At 67.2% G+C, this 17,537-nt stretch carries 16 protein-coding genes; 6 read left to right on the top strand and 10 right to left on the bottom strand.

Annotation, left to right across the window (positions count from 1 at the left end; all coding sequences use genetic code 11):
- The first annotated feature begins 129 nt into the window (after window positions 1-129).
- Both ACPTTF_RS17790 and ACPTTF_RS17785 read left to right on the top strand, forming a co-directional pair.
- Complete coding sequence (locus ACPTTF_RS17790; protein ID WP_011353737.1) at window positions 130-399, top strand: hypothetical protein; 270 nt, start codon at window positions 130-132, stop codon at window positions 397-399.
- Between the two features lie 154 nt (window positions 400-553).
- Window positions 554-1,546, top strand: a complete 993-nt coding sequence (locus ACPTTF_RS17785; RefSeq protein ID WP_423367583.1) for a DedA family protein/thiosulfate sulfurtransferase GlpE — start codon at window positions 554-556, stop codon at window positions 1,544-1,546.
- A gap of 54 nt (window positions 1,547-1,600) precedes the next feature.
- Here ACPTTF_RS17785 and ACPTTF_RS17780 read toward each other — a convergent pair whose 3' ends face one another.
- The 7 genes from ACPTTF_RS17780 to ACPTTF_RS17750 all read right to left on the bottom strand — a co-directional run bounded on the left by ACPTTF_RS17780 (window position 1,601) and on the right by ACPTTF_RS17750 (window position 9,573).
- The gene (locus tag ACPTTF_RS17780) at window positions 1,601-3,061 is read right to left on the bottom strand and encodes an OprD family porin (protein WP_423367582.1); all 1,461 of its coding nucleotides are present in this window, start codon (window positions 3,059-3,061) and stop codon (window positions 1,601-1,603) included.
- A gap of 160 nt (window positions 3,062-3,221) precedes the next feature.
- Window positions 3,222-4,241 carry an ABC transporter ATP-binding protein gene (locus ACPTTF_RS17775; RefSeq protein WP_423367581.1) on the bottom strand — a complete coding sequence of 340 codons (1,020 nt, stop codon included), beginning with the start codon at window positions 4,239-4,241 and terminating at the stop codon, window positions 3,222-3,224.
- Window positions 4,238-5,230 carry an ABC transporter ATP-binding protein gene (locus ACPTTF_RS17770; RefSeq protein WP_423367580.1) on the bottom strand — a complete coding sequence of 331 codons (993 nt, stop codon included), beginning with the start codon at window positions 5,228-5,230 and terminating at the stop codon, window positions 4,238-4,240. The genes ACPTTF_RS17775 and ACPTTF_RS17770 overlap by 4 nt, the downstream gene beginning before the upstream one ends.
- Before the next feature lie 105 nt (window positions 5,231-5,335).
- Window positions 5,336-6,238: an ABC transporter permease gene (locus ACPTTF_RS17765; protein ID WP_423367579.1), complete on the bottom strand. Its 903-nt coding sequence runs from the start codon at window positions 6,236-6,238 to the stop codon at window positions 5,336-5,338.
- 13 nt (window positions 6,239-6,251) lie between these two features.
- On the bottom strand, window positions 6,252-7,190 hold the full coding sequence (locus tag ACPTTF_RS17760; RefSeq protein WP_027790317.1) for an ABC transporter permease subunit: 939 nt from the start codon (window positions 7,188-7,190) through the stop codon (window positions 6,252-6,254).
- An 11-nt stretch (window positions 7,191-7,201) separates the two neighbouring features.
- On the bottom strand, window positions 7,202-8,812 hold the full coding sequence (locus ACPTTF_RS17755) for a peptide ABC transporter substrate-binding protein (RefSeq protein ID WP_423367578.1): 1,611 nt from the start codon (window positions 8,810-8,812) through the stop codon (window positions 7,202-7,204).
- A 179-nt stretch (window positions 8,813-8,991) separates the two neighbouring features.
- The gene (locus tag ACPTTF_RS17750; RefSeq protein WP_166956782.1) at window positions 8,992-9,573 is read right to left on the bottom strand and encodes a cupin domain-containing protein; all 582 of its coding nucleotides are present in this window, start codon (window positions 9,571-9,573) and stop codon (window positions 8,992-8,994) included.
- Window positions 9,574-10,073: 500 nt separating this feature from the next.
- On the opposite strand from ACPTTF_RS17750, the gene ACPTTF_RS17745 reads away from it, so the two are divergent.
- A complete protein-coding gene (locus ACPTTF_RS17745) occupies window positions 10,074-11,594 on the top strand; it encodes a peptide MFS transporter (RefSeq protein ID WP_166956060.1) in 1,521 nt (506 codons plus the stop codon).
- 116 nt (window positions 11,595-11,710) lie between these two features.
- A complete protein-coding gene (locus ACPTTF_RS17740) occupies window positions 11,711-11,917 on the top strand; it encodes a hypothetical protein (protein ID WP_423367577.1) in 207 nt (68 codons plus the stop codon).
- Between the two features lie 35 nt (window positions 11,918-11,952).
- On the opposite strand, the gene ACPTTF_RS17735 is transcribed toward ACPTTF_RS17740, so the two are convergent.
- The 3 genes from ACPTTF_RS17735 to ACPTTF_RS17725 form a co-directional block, all read right to left on the bottom strand.
- The gene (locus ACPTTF_RS17735; protein ID WP_423367576.1) at window positions 11,953-13,074 is read right to left on the bottom strand and encodes an OpgC domain-containing protein; all 1,122 of its coding nucleotides are present in this window, start codon (window positions 13,072-13,074) and stop codon (window positions 11,953-11,955) included.
- Window positions 13,075-13,469: 395 nt separating this feature from the next.
- On the bottom strand, window positions 13,470-14,369 hold the full coding sequence (gene rarD / locus ACPTTF_RS17730) for an EamA family transporter RarD (protein WP_423367575.1): 900 nt from the start codon (window positions 14,367-14,369) through the stop codon (window positions 13,470-13,472).
- 15 nt (window positions 14,370-14,384) lie between these two features.
- A complete protein-coding gene (locus ACPTTF_RS17725) occupies window positions 14,385-14,681 on the bottom strand; it encodes an acylphosphatase (RefSeq protein WP_166956050.1) in 297 nt (98 codons plus the stop codon).
- A 176-nt stretch (window positions 14,682-14,857) separates the two neighbouring features.
- Here ACPTTF_RS17725 and hpnA point away from each other — a divergent pair, with 176 nt between their 5' ends.
- Both hpnA and ACPTTF_RS17715 read left to right on the top strand, forming a co-directional pair.
- Window positions 14,858-15,865 (top strand): hopanoid-associated sugar epimerase, encoded by a 1,008-nt coding sequence (gene hpnA / locus ACPTTF_RS17720; RefSeq protein ID WP_423367574.1) that lies wholly within the window; start codon window positions 14,858-14,860, stop codon window positions 15,863-15,865.
- A 108-nt stretch (window positions 15,866-15,973) separates the two neighbouring features.
- Window positions 15,974-17,440 (top strand): phage tail protein, encoded by a 1,467-nt coding sequence (locus ACPTTF_RS17715; protein WP_423367573.1) that lies wholly within the window; start codon window positions 15,974-15,976, stop codon window positions 17,438-17,440.
- The last annotated feature ends 97 nt before the right edge of the window (window positions 17,441-17,537 follow it).

Genomic DNA, 17,537 nt, shown 5'->3' with positions numbered 1-17,537 from the left:
CTGGTTCATCCCTCATTTCACCTCACGAAAATGCTCCGAATTGCGGCCCGTTCGCGTTAAACTGCGTCAAGCTGTATTCAACAAAGACATCTTCGCCACTACGGCATCCACGATACGAGGATACGTTCGATGCGCACTACCGGCTCATCCGGGGCAATGACCCTGCTCACCGAACACGACCCGGCCGACGGCCGCGAACTGCGCTCGCTCCGGCTCGAGGCAACCGGCGACGGCAAGAGCGTGCTGCTGATCGAGATCGACGAACGCAAGCCCGGCATCCATCGTGAAGTCCGCTACGAGATCACGCCGGCCGAACTGATCGCGGCGATCCGCTCGCACGGCGCCGAGCTGCCCGGCGAAAACCACGGCGCCGCATCGCTCGCCCGCACCTCCTCCTGATTCCGAACGGTGAGCCGCTCGCAGCGTGCCGGCTCACCAACATCCCCCTGCCGCCTTCAGGCGCTTTCCGTCATTCCCGCTGTTGTCTTGAAAAAGGCCGATAATCGGCCCATCTGCGTTTTCTGCCCACGCATGTCCTTTTCGGCCAGCCGTCATGCTCCGTGACCTCGTCGCCCAGTACGGGCCGCTTCTCGTCTTCGCCAACGTGCTCGCGGCGGCCATCGGCCTGCCGGTGCCCGCGATGCCGACGCTCGTGCTGTTCGGTGCGATGTCCGCGATGCATCCCGAGATGATCGGCTCGCAACTGGTGACGGTGGTGGCGCTGTCGGTGCTCGGCGCGCTGATCGGCGACACCGTCTGGTACGTCGCCGGGCGCCGTTACGGCGGCACGACGCTGAAGACGATCTGCCGGCTGTCGCTGTCGCGGGATACCTGCGTGAGAAAGACCGAACGCTTCTTCGGCCGCTACGGCGTGCGCGTGCTCGCGGTCGCGCGCTTCATTCCCGGGTTGTCGCTCGTGTCGGTGCCGATGGCCGGTGCGCTCGGCACACGCTACCGCACATTCGCCGGCTACGATGCACTCGGCGCCGCACTGTGGACGATCGTCGGCCTGGTGGCCGGGCTCGTGTTCTACCGGCAGATCGACTGGCTGTTCGCCGGCGCGAGCCACCTCGGCCGCGCGGTGCTGCTGGTCATCGTCGCGCTGCTGGCGATCTATGCGGCCATCCGCTGGATGCGCCGCCGCGCGCTGATCCGCCAGCTCGCCCATGCACGGATCAGCGTCGACGAACTCGACCTGCTGCTGCGCGACACCACCGCGCCGGTCGTGCTCGACGTGCGCTCGCCCGAGCACCGCAAGCTCGACCCGTTCACGATTCCCGGCGCGCAATTCGCCGACGATCGGCAGATCGGCGACATCGTCGCGCGCTATCCGCTCTCGCAGAAGTTCGTCGTGTACTGCTCGTGCCCGAATGAAGTGACGGCGGCCCTGATGGCGAAGCGCCTGCTCGACGCAGGCTTCACCGATGCGCTTGCGCTGCGCGGCGGCCTCGACGCATGGCGCGATACGGGCCGCCAGCTTACGTCGCTCGTGGAAGACATGCCGGCCGCGAACGATCCGGTCGCGGGGCTGCACAAGCCGGCCTGATCGTTTCGATCGCAGGCCGGCCGTGCGAAGCGGGGGCGCCTGCGCCCCCTTCGATCAGAACGCGTGCAGCGGCAGGTTCACGACCAGCCGGTACTCGGTGTTCGTCGCGTCCGAGTAGTGTGCCGATCCGGCGTGCCACATCGCGATGAATGTGACCTTCGTGTCCTTCAGCTTGCCGCTCTGGAACGTGTACGACGGGATGAAGCCGAACTCGTGGTGACGGCCCTGCACCGGCGAGCCGTTGCTCCAGTAGATGCTCGACTTGCTCGGGTCGAGCGCCGCGCTCGCGCTGCCGTCCGCGCCCCAGCCCGTCACGCCCCAGACCATCGCCTTGAAGCCCGGCAGGCCCGCTTCCTTGCCGTAGAACGTGTAACGCAGCTGCAGCGACTTTTCGTGCGGCGCGTTGTAGTCGACGTCCATCGAGTTGGTCAGGAAGATGCCGTTCGTTTCGTTCAGGTAGTCGAAGAACTGGTCGCCGAGCACCTGCTGGAAGCCGAGCAGCAGCTCGTGCGGGCCGTGCTGCGCGGCCAGCGACAGGCTGTACGCGTTGTTGTTGATCTTGCCTTGCAGCGCATCGCCCGTGTCGTGCGTCGAGTAGATGTTGCCGAAGCCCGTCCACTTGATCGTCTGCGGGCTGCCGATGCTGTGCTTCACCGACGCGTAGTACTGGTGCCACACGTCGTCGGCCTGGTTCGCGTACAGCGCGATTTCACCGTTCGGCGAGTAATCCCACGTGCCGCCGACGTACGACAGGCGATTGATCCGCGTGCCGCCGTATTGCGTCGTCAGGTTGGTGAGCGTCGTGTGACCGCGCGCGTCGGTCTTCGTGAAGCTGCCGGCCTCGAGCATCACGTTCTTGAATTCATTGCTGACGAGTGTCGCACCGAGGAACGTCGGCGGCAGCGCACGGTTGTCGTGCTGCTCCATGAACGGGTTGTCGACGGCCTGCAGACCGTACTTGACCACCGTGTTCGAGATGCGCGCCTTCACGTCGTAGATGCCGGGATAGGCCCATGCGAGCTGGTTGCCGCCACCGCCGCCCTTCGCGATGTGCACCATGCTGCCGGCGCCCTGGCCGCCGTCGAGCTTCAGCGCCGCATACAGCGACGCGTCGAAGCCGATACCGATCAGGCCCGTCGTATAGCCCGACTCGAAGTTCGCCATCGCGCCCTGGACCCATGCGTGGCGATGCGGGCCGCCCTTGGCGTCGAGCACGTCCGCATAGTTGCGGAACAGGAAGTTGAGATGGCTGTCGGCAATGAAGCCCTTCGACTGCGACTGGGCCGACGGCGTGTCGGGCGGCGTGACGGCCTGGTTTGCTTCGGCGTTGACAATGGCGTTCGGGGTCGTTGCCTGCGCAACGGTCGTGCCCGGTGCGGCCTGTGCGACCGTCAGCGGTGCGGGGGCCGCGTCGTCGGCGTGCGCGACGCCCGTCAGCGAGACACCGGCGAGTGCCGGCAGCCCCCATGCAAGCAGCATTTTCGATGCCGTCCCGATCGTCTTCTGTTTTTTCATCGTAATTCTCGTCTTGTGTTGATATCGTCCACGCCGGTTGCGATCCGCTCCCGGCCCCCCGGCGCGCCCGGTTAAGGACGCGCCTGTACCCGCGGCGCGAAGATCGTTCGCGCCGCACCTACCCCTGTTGACCTGCCTTGGTTATATTTGCTGCGTCACTTCACGCCACACCCGCGCGGATGCACGCGACACGCGCGGCCGACCCCTGCCGAACTTCCGGCAGCGGCACGTCCTGCGCGCACGCATCGATCGCAACCGGGCAGCGCGTGCGGAACGCACAGCCGGACGGCGGGTTGAGTGGCGAGGGCATCTCGCCCGCCAGCAGCATCGGGCGGCGAGCACGCTCGCGCGCCGGCTCCGGCGTCGGCGCCGCATCGAGCAGCGCCTTCGTGTACGGGTGTTGAGGCACGCCGTACACGTCATGCCGCGTGCCGAACTCCATCACGCGGCCGAGATACATCACGAGCACACGCTGGCTGATCGCCTTCACCACGGCGAGATCGTGTGCAACGAACAGATAGGACAACGACAGTTCGCGTTGAAGATCGCGCAGCAGGTTCACGATCTGCGCCTGGATCGACACGTCGAGCGCCGATACGGGCTCGTCGCAGATCACGAGCTTCGGCTCGCCGATCAGCGCGCGTGCGATGCCGACGCGCTGGCACTGCCCGCCGGAAAATTCGTGCGGATAACGCAGCAGGTGATGCGCGTTCAGGCCGACGCGCTCCAGCATCGTGACCACGCGGCGGCGCACCTCGGCGCGGCCGAGGCCGGCCTGGTGCGTGACGAGCGGCTCCGCGACGACCTGTTCGATCGTCATGCGCGGATCGAGCGACGCGAGCGGATCCTGGAAGATCATCTGCACTTCGCGCCGCATCGTGGAGCCGCGCAGGTGATCGGGCGCCACCGCTTCGCCGCGCCATTTCACGGCGCCGGCCGTCATCGGCACGAGGCCGATCAGCGCGCGCGCGAGCGTCGACTTCCCGCAGCCCGATTCGCCGACGAGCCCGACCGTCTCGCCGCGCTTCACGTCGAACGACACGCCGTCGACGGCGCGCAGCGTCCCCTTCGGCGACCACGGATAGCCGCCGAGCGGCACGCGGAAATGCACTTTCAGACCCTCGACGGACAGCAGCGTGTCGTCCGTCGCGCCGGCATTGCGGCGTTCATTGACGCTCATCGCAGACCTCCCGTCAGATCGGCCACGGGCCGGTGGCACGCGCGCACCGCGCCCACGGCGCCATAGGTTTCGAGCGCAGGGCGCGCCGCGCCGCAGCGTTCTTCCGCATACGTGCAGCGCTTCGCGAACGCGCAGCCGGCCGGCGCGCTGCCGGGCATCGGCGGATTACCGGGAATCGCGACGAGCGGCGCATCGTCCGCGTCCGTCAGGCGCGGCAGCGCGTTGAGCAGGCCGATCGTGTACGGATGCGACGGCGCCGCGAAAATCGATTCGGCCGGCGCGTATTCGACGGTGCGGCCCGCATACATGACCATCACGTCGTCCGCGAGGCCCGCGACCACGCCCATGTCGTGCGTGATCAGCACGATCGCCGTGCCGCGCTCGCGGTTCAGCTCGCGCAGCAGGTCGATGATCTGTGCCTGCACGGTCACGTCGAGCGCGGTGGTCGGCTCGTCGGCGATCAGGATTTCCGGCTCGGACAGCAGCGCCATCGCGATCATCACGCGCTGGCGCATGCCGCCCGAGAACTCGTGCGGATACATGCGGATGCGTCGCGCCGCGTCCGGGATACGCACCGATTCGAGCGCCTCGATTGCGCGCTTCGTGGCTTCCCGGCGCGACAGCTTGCGATGCAGCTGCAGCGTCTCGGTCATCTGCCGCTCGATCGTCAGGAACGGATTGAGCGACGTCATCGGATCCTGGAAGATCATCGCGATCCGGTCGCCGCGCACCTTGTTCAGCGCGCGCCCGTTCATCTCGAGCAGGTTGTCGCCGCGATAGCGCGCGGCGCCAGTCGTCGTGCCGTTGCCGGCCAGCAGGCCGAGCAGCGCCATCACGGTCTGGCTCTTGCCCGAGCCCGATTCGCCGACGATGCCGAGCGTCTTGCCGGCTTCGAGCGAGAACGACACGCCGCTCACGGCGTCGACCGGCGGCGCGTCCTTGCGCGTGAAGCGCACGCCGAGGTTGTCTACTTCTAGCAGTGCAGTCATGTCAGCCTCCGCCGGGCCGCCGTGCACTTCGACGGAAACGCCTGGGGGAGACGAGGGGGCTGCGCCCCCCCGAGCGAGCAAAGTGAGCGTGGGGGTCGTTTCATCTCAGCGATCCTTCGGGTCGAGCGCGTCACGCAGGCCATCGCCGACGAAGTTCACGCAGTAGAGCGTCACGCACAGCATGACGGCCGGGGCCAGCAGCAGCCACGGCATCGATTCCAGTTTCTGCGCGCCGTCCTGGATCAGCACGCCCCAGCTCGTCATCGGTTCCTGCACGCCGAGGCCGAGGAACGACAGCACCGATTCGGTCAGCACGATGCCCGGCACCGAGACCGTCGCGTACACGACGACCACGCCGAGCAGGTTCGGCACCACGTGGCGCAGCACGATCAGCGCCGGCGACACGCCGATCGCACGCGCCGCATCGACGAACTCGCGGCTGCGCAGCGACAGCGTCTGGCCGCGCACGACACGCGCCATGTCGATCCACGAGAACGCGCTGATGGTCAGCACGACCAGCATGAACGAGCGGCCGAACAGGGTCATCATCAGGATCGCGATCAGCAGGTACGGGATCGCGTACATCATGTCGACGACGCGCATCATCACGGCATCGGTGCGGCCGCCCGCGAAGCCCGCGGTCGCGCCCCACGCGACACCGAACAGGCCCGACACGAGCGTGCCGAGCACGCCGACCTCGATCGATACGCGCCCGCCGATCAGCGTGCGCACGAGCAGGTCGCGGCCGAGTTCGTCGGTGCCGAACCAGTGCTGGTTGGCCCAGGTCGGCGGCAGGCTGATCGCGCCCCAGTCGCTCGCGGCCGGGTCGGCGGTCAGCAGCCACGGGCCGACGAAGCACGCGATCGTGATCAGCGCCAGCAGGACGAGGCTGAACACGGCCGCGCGGTTGTGCAGGAAACGGGCGAACGCGAGCGAAAGCGGCGAGCGCGAACGCGGCGGCGTGTCGGTCTGCACGGGCAGGCCGACGACAGGAGTAGTCGGAGTCATCGCGGTGCCTCGCTCAATAACGGATGCGCGGATCGAGCCACGCATACGCGAGGTCGACCAGCAGGTTGAACAGCACGGCGCAGACGGTGGTCAGCACGACGAGACCGAGCACGAGCGTGTAGTCGCGGTTGATCGCACCGTTCACGACGAGTTGGCCAAGGCCCGGCAGCGCGAACACCGATTCGGTAACGACGGCCGCGGTGATCGACGAGATGCAGACCGTGCCGACCAGCGACACGACCGGCATCAGCGCGGGCTTCAGCGCGTGGCGCAGCACGATCGTCGAGCCCGGCAGGCCCTTCGCGCGCGCGGTGCGGATGTAGTTGCTCGACAGCGTCTCGATCATCGAGCCGCGCATCACGCGTGCGAGCAGCGACATGTTGATGAAGGTCAGCAGCACGATCGGCAGCAGCCGGTACTGCCAGCCGCCGTCGCCCCAGCCGCCCGCCGGCAGCCAGCCGTTCCCGGCCGACGTCTTCAGCAGGATCGCGAAGATCCACACCAGCACGGGGCCGAGCACGAACGGCGGCACGACGTTGCCGATGTTGCCGATCAGCATCACGATGCGGTCGATGAAGCTGTCGCGGCGCACGGCCGCGACGGTGCCGAGCAGCACGCCGAGCCCGATCGAGATCGGGATCGACAGGCCGCCCACGCCGAGACTCACCGGCAGCGCCTTGCGCACCAGGTCGTTCACCGACCAGTCGACGTAACGGAACGACGGACCGAGATCGCCGTGCAGCAGCGCGTTCAGGTACATCAGGTACTGCTTCCACAGCGGCTGGTCGAGGTGATACTTCGCGTTCAGGTTCGCGAGCGTCGCCGCGGACAACTGCTTTTCCGTATCGAACGGGCCACCGGGCGTCAGGTGCAGCAGCAGGTAGCAGACGGTGACGACCGCGAGGATCGTCGGCACCGCCCACAACGTGCGCCTCAATGCGTAGGCCAGCATGATCGCTCCGCTCAGTGCTTGATCACGTACATGTCCTGCGAAGCACGCATGTCGATCACGTTCTTCAGCGAGTAGCCACCGACGTACGGCTTCACGAGACGGTCGGCCGAGTACTGGAACAGCGGCACCATCGGCGTGTCTTTCAGCGCGAGGTCATGTGCCTGCGTGAGCAGCGCGGCGCGCGCCTTGTCGTCGAGCTTCTGGTTGCCTTCTTCGACGAGTGCGTCGGCCTGCTTGTTGCAGTAGCCGACGGTGTTCTGCGCGCTGCCGCAACGCAGCAGGTCGAAGAACGTCATCGCGTCGTTGTAGTCGGCGAACCAGCCGTCGCGCGCGATCTGCACCTTGCCGTCATGACGCTGCTTCATCAGCACCTTGAACTCGACGTTCTCGAGCTTCGTGTCGATGCCGAGCTTGGTGCGCCATTCGGACGCCGCGAACAGCGCGACCTTCTTGTGCAGGTCGTTGGTGTTGTAGGTCAGCGTGAACGACAGCGGCTTCGCGTCCGAATAGCCGGCCTGCTTCAGCAAGTCCTTCGCGGTCGCGACACGCTTGGCCATCGGCCACGACGCCCAGTCCGGCGTGAACGGCTGCACGCCCTTCGTGCCGTTCGGCATCAGGCCGTACATCGGCTTCTCGCCGGCCTGCGTGAGCTTCTGGGTCAGCACGTCGCGATCGAGCACCATCGACAGCGCCTGGCGCACGCGCTTGTCCTTCAGCGCCGGATCGCTGTTGTTCAGGTAGTAGTAGTAAGTCGCGAGCTGCAGGCCCTGGCGCAGTTCGCCGCCGAACTGCTTGCTGACCTGCTGGAAGATCCCCGACGGGATCGAGTAGCTGTAGTCGATCTGGCCAGCCTGGTACATGCGCATCGCCGTCTCGTCGCTCTCGATCGGCAGGTACGTGACCTTGTTGATCACGACCTTCGGCGCATTCCAGTATTTCGCATCCTTCGAGATCACGATGCGGTTGTTCGGCTGCCAGTCGACGAGCTGGTAGGCGCCGTTGCTGACGATGTTGCCCGGGCGCGTCCACGCGTCGCCGAGCTTCGTCACCGTGTCCTTGTTCACCGGCGCGAGCGGCACCATGGCCGTCAGCTCGGGGAAGAACGCGACCGGCACGTCGGTCGTCACTTCCAGCGTGTACGGATCGACGGCGCGCACGCCGAGCGTCGACGGCGCGGCCTTGCCCGCGATGATGTCCTTCGAGTTCTTCACGAACTCGACGAGGATCGTGTACTTCGAGCCCGTCTTCGGATCGACGAGGCGCTGCCATGCATAAACGAAATCGGCGGCCGTCACCGGCTGGCCATTGCTCCACTTCGCGTCATGGCGAAGCTTGAAGATCCACGTCGTCGGCGTCTTGCGTTCCCACGACAGCGCGACACCCGGCACGACCTGGCCGGCTGCGTCGATGCGCGCCAGCCCTTCGAACAGGTCGAGGCCGATCGTGTTGCCGGTCCACGACTCGATGTGCGCGGGGTCGAGCGACTCGACTTCGGCGGGCACCTGGCGCGTCAGGTCCTGTTGAGGAGCGAGCGCGACGTTCGACGGAACGGAAACGGCGTGGGCGACAGGCGTCAGGGCGAGCGCGGCCAGCACGGCCGACATGGCATGCAAGGATTTCATCGTGGCAGTCTTGAGAAGGGTTGTTCGGTGAGCGTCGCGCGGCGGATGCCGCGGCTTACGCGTGAGACGCTGACGGGTGCAGCGATTGAGGAGGCCCGTGATTCTCGTATTGCATTTTAGTATTCCTTACGTTTCTTTCGACAGGTATTCCGTCTTCGAAACGAAGGAATACCTGTGCGTTAGAACAGCCTCGGTGTACCGACCCAGACCACCACCGACTCGATCTTCGCGGTGTTGGCCCAGCTGTGCGGGACCGTCGACTGATAGTGCGAGCTGTCGCCGGCCTGCAGGACGAACGTCTTGCCTTCCAGCGTCAGCGACACTTCCCCTTCAATCACATACAGGAACTCCTCTCCTGCATGTGTCGTCACCTCCGACCGCTTCTGCCCCGGCGGCATCCTCACGAGGATCGCCTCCAGCTGGCGCCCTTCGGACACGTTCGTCAGCCTCGCGAACAGGTTCGCCGAATCGGCAAACCCGAAGAAGCGCAGCTGCTCGCCTCGGCAAACCGAGCGTTCCTCGCTCGGCGTATCCACAAAGTACTGCACCGTCACACCGAGCGCGTGCGCGATACCGGCCAACGATGTCAGCGACGGCGACGCGAGCCCGCGTTCGACTTGAGACAGAAACGGCTTCGAAATCCCCGCGGCGGTAGCGGTGTCGTCGAGCGTGCGCTTGAGTCGTTGGCGCAACGCGCGAATCTTGCTGCCCAGAGCGGCGGCAGCGTCTGCAGCCCGCGAGTTTTCAGTGGGGGGAACCATAGCAGGCCGAAAAGTGATCGTCAAAAAATGTTTGATGGAAAATAACTAAGTTAGAACGATATAGCTTAGTCTTCGGGTTCGCATACGTCTTCGATGTTGAGCCCGGTGCACTAAACGGGACACGAAGCGAGCGAAATGACGCGCTATCTTGCCAGACTCGCCGGCTTCACTGGCAAGCTGCAAGCGGCTCTCCGGGAATCTTCGGAGGGCCGGCACGAAAGCTTACAAATAGATGATGAGACGAATGTTCCTGAAAGCTACTGCCACATTGGGAGTTTCCCTAGGTGGCAGATACGTGACGCACCGGACCGGCAGCCGTTACCATGCGCGCGCCGGTCGGGGCCCCTCCCCGCCACACCAGGCAGAGACCGACCCCGGCCCGGGCTAACCGCCCGACTGATCCATCGCCAGCGCCAAGCCTACCCGGCCCCATTGTGCACCGGCACCAGTTCGACCCCAAGACGACGCGCGATCCGTGCCGTCCGTTTCAAACGAGATTGATGATGCAACCACCCGTTTCACAAACCCGATCGTTCACGACGGTCTTCCTCATCGAAATGTGGGAGCGCTTCGGCTACTACGGCATGGCCGCGCTCCTGGTCCTCTTCATGGTCGACCGGCTCGGTTTCACCGACAGCCATGCGAACCTGACCTGGGGTGCGTTTACCGCACTCGTCTATGCTGCGCCGTCGATCGGCGGCTGGATCGGCGACAAGGTGCTCGGCGCCCGTCGCACGATGATCATCGGCGCTGCCGTGCTGTGCACCGGCTACCTGATGCTGTCGGTACCGAACGACCAACTGACGTACATGTATGCGTCGCTCGGCGTGATCGTCGTCGGCAACGGCCTGTTCAAGGCCAACGCGGCGAACCTCGTGCGCCGCATCTATGAAGGCGACGACGCCCGCATCGACAGCGCGTTCACGATCTACTACATGGCGGTCAACATCGGCTCGACGGTGTCGATGCTCGCGACGCCGTGGATCAAGGATCACTGGGGCTGGCACGCTGCGTTCGCGGTCTGCTGCGGCGGCATGCTGCTCGCGATCTTCAACTTCATGCTGATGCATCGCACGCTCGCACACGTCGGCTCGCTGCCCGACGACCAGCCGATCCGCTGGAAACGCCTCGGCGCGGTCGCGCTGGGCGGCGTCGGGCTCGCGCTGGTCACGCTGTACGTGCTGCAGCACAAGCAGCTCGCAGTCGCCAGCGTGTGGACGGCAGCGTTCGCGATCCTCGCGATCTTCGCATACATGATCGCGAAGTCCGAGCGCTCGGAGCGCGCGGGCCTGATCGCGGCGCTCGTGCTGATCGGCCAGGTGATCCTGTTCTTCATCTTCTACGTGCAGATGTCGACGTCGCTGACGCTGTTCGCGCTGCGCAACGTCGATCCGCGCTTCATGCTGTTCGGCACGACGCTGTTCACGTGGAGCGCCGCGCAGTTCCAGGCGCTGAACCCGATCTGGATCATGCTGCTGAGCCCGGTGCTCGTGTGGGTCTACAACGCCGTCGCGAAGGGCGGCCGTGACCTGCCGGTCGCCGCGAAGTACGCACTTGGCTTCGGCGCAGTGGCCGCGGGCTACCTGGTGTTCACGATCAGCGGCCGCTACGCGGTCGACGGCCGCGTGTCGTCGTGGTTCATGGTGTGGGGCTACGGCCTCTACTCGCTCGGCGAACTGCTGGTGAGCGGCCTCGGCCTCGCGATGATCGCCCGCTACGTGCCGGCGCGCATGAGCGGCTTCATGATGGGTGCGTACTTCGTCGCGACGGGCGTGTCGCAGTATCTGGGCAGCGTCGTCGCGAACTTCGCGCAGATGCCGTCGCACGAACTGCCGGCCACCGAATCGCTGCCGCTCTACCTGTCGCTGTTCGAGAAGCTCGGCTGGCTCGCCGCGATCGGCATGCTGCTCGCGCTGCTGCTGCTGCCGCTGATGAACCGCCTGTCGCGCCAGCACCAGCGTTGTGCAGAAGAGCGCCGCGAGGAATCGCTGCAGGCGCAGGGCGTCGCCACGGCCCAGTAAGGGCTATCCCTCGGCGTGCGGCCTGCACGCCACATTCTCCCGCCAGCTGGGCAATTGCGTCCTACACTGGTTGCAAGCAGTGCATCCGCCGCGATGCGCACTGGCGGGAGAAGACCATGAAAAGCAAGACCACGAGGCTCCTGAGGATCCTCTCGGACATCCGGTACGCGCAGCGATGCACTGCGCTGCGCGCCGCCCGGGCGGCTGCCGAAGCCGACGCGGTACTCGCGGAACGCGACGATCCGGCGCCCGACGAATGCGACGACGCCGAATCCGACGACGCAACCACCGTTCCCCGCTCCCGTATCGGCTCACCTCACTGACGCTACGCGGCACGTTCCGTGCCCTCCCGCACCGCTCACGCGGCTGCGCTGCGCCACCGCGCGATCCACGTTCCCGAACCGGCCACGGCCATCATCAGCCCGAGCGCGCACGCGTCGGCCGCGAGGCCCACGCCGACATGCCGCAGGTCGGCACTGCGCACGACCGGATGCAAGAGCGAATCGATGACGAGCGAGATCGCCGCGCCCGCGACGAAGCAGATCAGCCCGCGCTGCCCCACGGCCACGACGGGCCGCACGCCCTGCGCGATCCGCGCGATCCAGCCGAAGCGCACGCAATCGGCCATCAGCCACGCGATGGCCGCGAAACTCACGACGCGCGGCAGCGCGAGATCGCGCTTGAACACGCCTTCCGGCAACGGCAGACCCGAGAACAGCTTGTAGCTCGCGCAACCGAGCACGACCGCGCATGCGAGCCCGGTCGCCGCGGCCCCCCAGCGGCCGAGCGCGATGCGCCGGTAGAACGGCTGGCAGCGCGCGAGCACGCCGGCGACGAACATCAGTTGCCACGCGAACGGATTGAAACTCCAGCGGAATCCGTCGGTATCCAGCAGCTCGGGGCCGAGCCAGCCCGCCGTGATCCACGACGCGATGCCGAGCGCGACGAGCAGCCACGGATGCCGGCGCGCGAACGGCACGAGCACCGGCGACGCGAGTGCGAACAGCACATACATCGGCAGCACCGACGCGAGATACGGCTGGCGCTGGAACGTCAGCAGCTCGGCTGCGCCCGTGAGCGGCGAGGCGAGCATCACGCTGACGTCGTCGAGCGCGAGGTTCGGCGCATCGATCCCGTAGTGGTCGAGCACGGCCGACACGACGAGCATCAGCGTCGACGTCGCGAGAAACGCGCGATAGATCTGCATCGCGCGACGCACGAAGCGCCGTTGCGCGGCACGCGCGCCGTGCCGTTCGGCGATCGCGCCATAGGCGCTCGCGGTCGCGAAGCCGCCGAGAAAGACGAAGACCTCGGCCGCGTCGCACAGCGCGAACGCGTGCAGCGTGACGCGCGACAGCACGCTCGCGCCGATGTGATCGACGACGATCATCAACAGCACGATGCCGCGGAAGAAATCGACTTCGATCAGGCGGCCGCTGCGTGACGGCTGAACCGTGGCGGGCGGCACGCTCAACGCCATGAGCGCACCTGCACGACAGCGGTGCGGCACGCACCGGGGAATGGATCGGGAAGGAGAAGGCGAGCGGGATCAGCCGCGATACGCGTATGCCCGCATCGCGCCAACCCGGCCGGCCAGGCACGGGGATGACCGTTCATTGAAAGGCTGCATACGAAGGGAAGTCGGTGAGGCCAGTCTAATGGCCGATCAGGAGCGACCCTAAGTAACAAAGTGCAACCGAATCTTCTGTTCGATTACACGCGCGAGCCTGGTGGTGCGAAGCAGGCAGCATCGCCAGACTCACGTCAGCACGACGCCAGTTTGCGGTCAGCATGAGGTGTTCGACCGCCGCGCGACTGCCATGCGATGCGCGATGCGCGGCACGTTCCGCGCCGCCGCCGCATCGCGATCGACGCTTATCCGCGTGCGGGCAGGCGCCGCATCAGCATGGCGCTGTGCCACGCGGTCAGCGCCACGGCGACCCAGATCGGCCCGTACGTCGCGAGCTTCGCGACGCTCAGCGTTTCGCCGAGCAGCAGCAGCGACACCGCGACGAGCAGCACGGGCTCGACGTAGCCGAGAATCCCGAACAGTGCCATCGGCAGCATCCGGCTCGCCTTCAGGTAGCTCGCGAGCGCGAGCGTGCTGAGCACGCCGAGCCCCGGCAGCAGCGCGGCCCACAGCACCGGATGATCCGCCACGCGCGTCGCGCTCGTCGCGACCATCGCGAACGCGATCGGGCACAGCAGCGCGATCTCGACCGCGAACGCGGCGAGCGAATCGGCGTTGATCCGCCGGCGCAGCACGAAATACGGCGGATAGCCGAGCGCGACGACGAGCGTCGGCCACGCGAACGCGCGCGTTGCCCACACCTCGTGCGCGACGCCAAGCGCGGCGCACGCGACCGCCGCCCATTGCAGCGGATCGAGCCGTTCGTGATAGTAGAAGCGGCCGACGAGCACCATCGTCAGCGGCAGCAAGAAATAGCCGAGCGACACTTCGAGCATGCGGCCGTGCAGCGGCGCCCACAGGAACAGCCACAGCTGCACGCCGAGCAGCGCTGCACTCACCGGCAATGCGATCAGCAGACGCCAGTCGCGCACACTGCGGCGCACGAGTTCGACGAGTGCCGGCCAGCGGCCGCGCAGCGCGATCAGCGCGAGCGCGCCCGGCGCGGTCCACAACACGCGCCACGCGAAGATGTCGAGCCCCGTGAGCGGCGCGAGCAGTTTCGCGTAGGCCGACATCAGCGCGAACAGCATCGACGCCATCACCGACAGCATGAGGCCGCGGCCGGCCTCCGGATATCCCGTCATGGGGTTCGCGCCGCCTTATTGCTGCTGGAAGCGCTCGAAGCGCCGTTCGGTCAGGCGCTCCTCGAACGTCACCTCGGTCACGCGCGCGGCCGGCGGCCCGTGACGCAGCCACGCGAGCATCCGGTCGATCTGCGCGCCGGGGCCCTGGATCATCGCTTCGACGGTGCCATCCTCGAGATTCGCGACCCAGCCGCGCAGCTTCAGCGCATGCGCCTCGCGCACCGTCGCATGACGGAAGCCGACGCCCTGCACGACGCCGCGCACCCGCACGTAGTAGGTCTCGATCCGTTCGTCCAGTTCATTGCGGCTCATCGCGTCGCCCTCCCGTTGCATTCAAGCCCGGCATTGTAGTCGCGTCGGCCGCTTCGCACACGGGCCAGGGCCTGCTCACACCCGTCACGGCCTTGCGTCGCCGCGCGCGCCGACCACGTACAATCTCGCCGACGCTCAACCGCCGCGCCGCTCGCGCGCGGCCCTGAAGGAAACGCATGACTGATACCTCCCGCGATCTCGTTCTCGTCACCGGTGCGTCCGGTTTCGTCGGCTCGGCCGTCGCGCGCATCGCGCAGCAGAAGGGCTATGCGGTGCGCGTGCTCGTGCGCCCGACCAGCCCGCGCACGAACGTCGCGGATCTCGACGCCGAGATCGTCACCGGCGACATGCGCGACGAGGCATCGATGCGCGCTGCCCTGCGCGGCGTGCGCTACCTGCTGCATGTCGCGGCCGACTACCGGCTGTGGGCGCCCGATCCCGACGAGATCGAGCGTGCGAACCTCGAGGGGGCGGTCGCGACGATGCGCGCGGCACGCGCGGAAGGCGTCGAGCGGATCGTCTACACGAGCAGCGTCGCGACGCTGAAGGTGACGAGTGCCGGCGATCCGTCCGATGAAAACCGGCCGCTCACGGCGGAGCAGGCGATCGGCGTCTACAAGCGCAGCAAGGTGCTCGCGGAACGTGCGGTCGAGCGGATGATCGCCGACGAAGGGCTGCCGGCCGTGATCGTCAATCCGTCGACGCCGATCGGCCCGCGCGACGTGAAGCCGACGCCGACCGGCCGCATCATCGTCGAGGCCGCGCTCGGCAAGATTCCCGCGTTCGTCGACACGGGGCTGAACCTCGTGCACGTCGACGACGTCGCGCACGGCCACTTCCTCGCGCTCGAGCGCGGCCGGATCGGCGAGCGCTACATCCTCGGCGGCGAGAACCTGCCGCTGCAGCAGATGCTCGCCGACATCGCGCAGATGACGGGCCGCAAGGCGCCGACGATCGCGCTGCCGCGCTGGCCGCTCTACCCGCTCGCGGTCGGTGCGGAAGCGGTCGCGAAGTTCACGAAGAAGGAGCCGTTCGTCACCGTGGACGGGCTGCGGATGTCGAAGAACAAGATGTATTTCACGTCCGCGAAGGCCGAGCGCGAGCTCGGCTATCATGCGCGCCCGTACCGCGAAGGGCTGCGCGATGCGCTCGACTGGTTCGGCTCCGCGGGCTACCTGAAGTAACACAAAGCGGCGTGCTTCACGCCGCTTTGCGCACTTTGTTACACGACCCGCGCGGCCCGGTACCGGCGCAGCGGGTAAAATCGCGGGTCTTACGCAGAGAAGACACGCATGAACCTGAACGATCAGATCGCTTCGCTCACCATGGGCGTCGATCAGCTGCTCCACGATCACCACGCCGCGCAGCAGGCGGCCCGTAGCGCGGAAGCCTTCGCGCGCGCCGCAGCGGCGGAAGCCCAGGCTGCGGCAGAACGTCACGCCGCCGCGGAAACCGAAGCGCAGAGCGCCGCGCAACGCCACACGGCTGCCGCCGCCGATGCCGAGGCCGCGCAGCAGCGCCACGCCAGCGCGACCGCCGCCGCCGAAGCCGCCGCCCAGCGTCATACCGATGCCACCGCGCAAGCCGAAGCCGCCGTGCAACGCCATGCGGAAGCCACCGCGCTGACCGAAGCACTCGCGCAGCGTCACGCGGATGCGGAGGCTGCCTCGCAGCGCCACGCGGCAGCGATCGCCGAAGCCGAGGCCGCCGCGCAGCGTCATCACGCGGCAGCCACCGAAGCCGATGCGGCTGCGCAGCGCCATGCGGCTGCGACCGTCGAAGCCGAGGCCGCTGCGAAGCGTCACGCGGAAGCGACCGCCGAAGCCGAAACGGCCACGCAGCGTCACGCGGCCGCCATCGCCGAAGCCGAAGCCGCCGCGCAGCGCCACACGGCTGCGATCGCCGAAGCAGAAGCGCTCGCGCAGCAGCACACGCAGGCCATCGCGGAAACGCAGGCCGCCGCGCAGCGTCATGCCGACGCCACCGCCGCGGCCGAAGCCGTCACGCAACGCCATACCGAAGCGATCGCGCAAGCCGAGGCGGCCGCGCAACGCCACGCCGATGCCACCGCGCAGGCCGAGGCCGTCACGCAACGCCATACCGAAGCGATCGCCCAAGCCGAAGCGGCTGCGCAGCATCACGCGCAGGCCATCGCCGACGCGGAGGCGCTGGTCGAGGCCGTCGTCAAGGAAGCCGCGACGGGCGCCGTTGCCGCCACGGCCGTTGCGGCGGAAGCCGTCGAACCTGCACCGGCCGATACGCCGGCGGCGGAACCGGCCGTGAACGCGCCGGTGCCCGCGCCGGCCGCAGCCGAAGCGGTGGAGGCAACGACCGACGCCGAAACGGCAATCGTCGCGACGGCGCAAGCCGAAACGCCGGTCGCTGGCGAAGTCGCAGCCGACGCCGACGCCGCCGACACCCCGGCCCCGTCCGACAAATCGACGCTGCACGTGTCGCGTCCGACGCAGAACGAACTTACGCTGACCGTCAACGGCGAATCGATCACGCTGCATCCGGAGCAACTGGGTCAGTTGATCGAGGAACTCGCGCATGCGCGCGCGTCGATGCAGCCGGAGCCGCCGTCCGGCATCCCGGCCGGCTGGCGCTTCGTGACGACGAAGAACCCGATGATGGCCGTGCAGAAGCAGTCGAACGGCGACCGCCTGCTGGTCGCCCGCCACACGGGCTACGGCTGGGTGCCGTTCACGTTCTCGCCGGACATCGTGGTCCAGATGTACATGATGCTGACCCAGCGCTAGGCACCGGCAAGCCGCACCGCCGAAAACGAAACAGCCCGACCGGTTTCCACCGATCGGGCTGTTCGTTTTGCGGCTGCCGGGGCCGGGAGGCACGCCT

Origin of the sequence: Burkholderia crassaminum, from assembly GCF_964265005.1 — a bacterium.
Taxonomy (GTDB): Bacteria; Pseudomonadota; Gammaproteobacteria; order Burkholderiales; family Burkholderiaceae; genus Burkholderia.
This window is presented reverse-complemented; position numbering and strand designations above follow the sequence as displayed.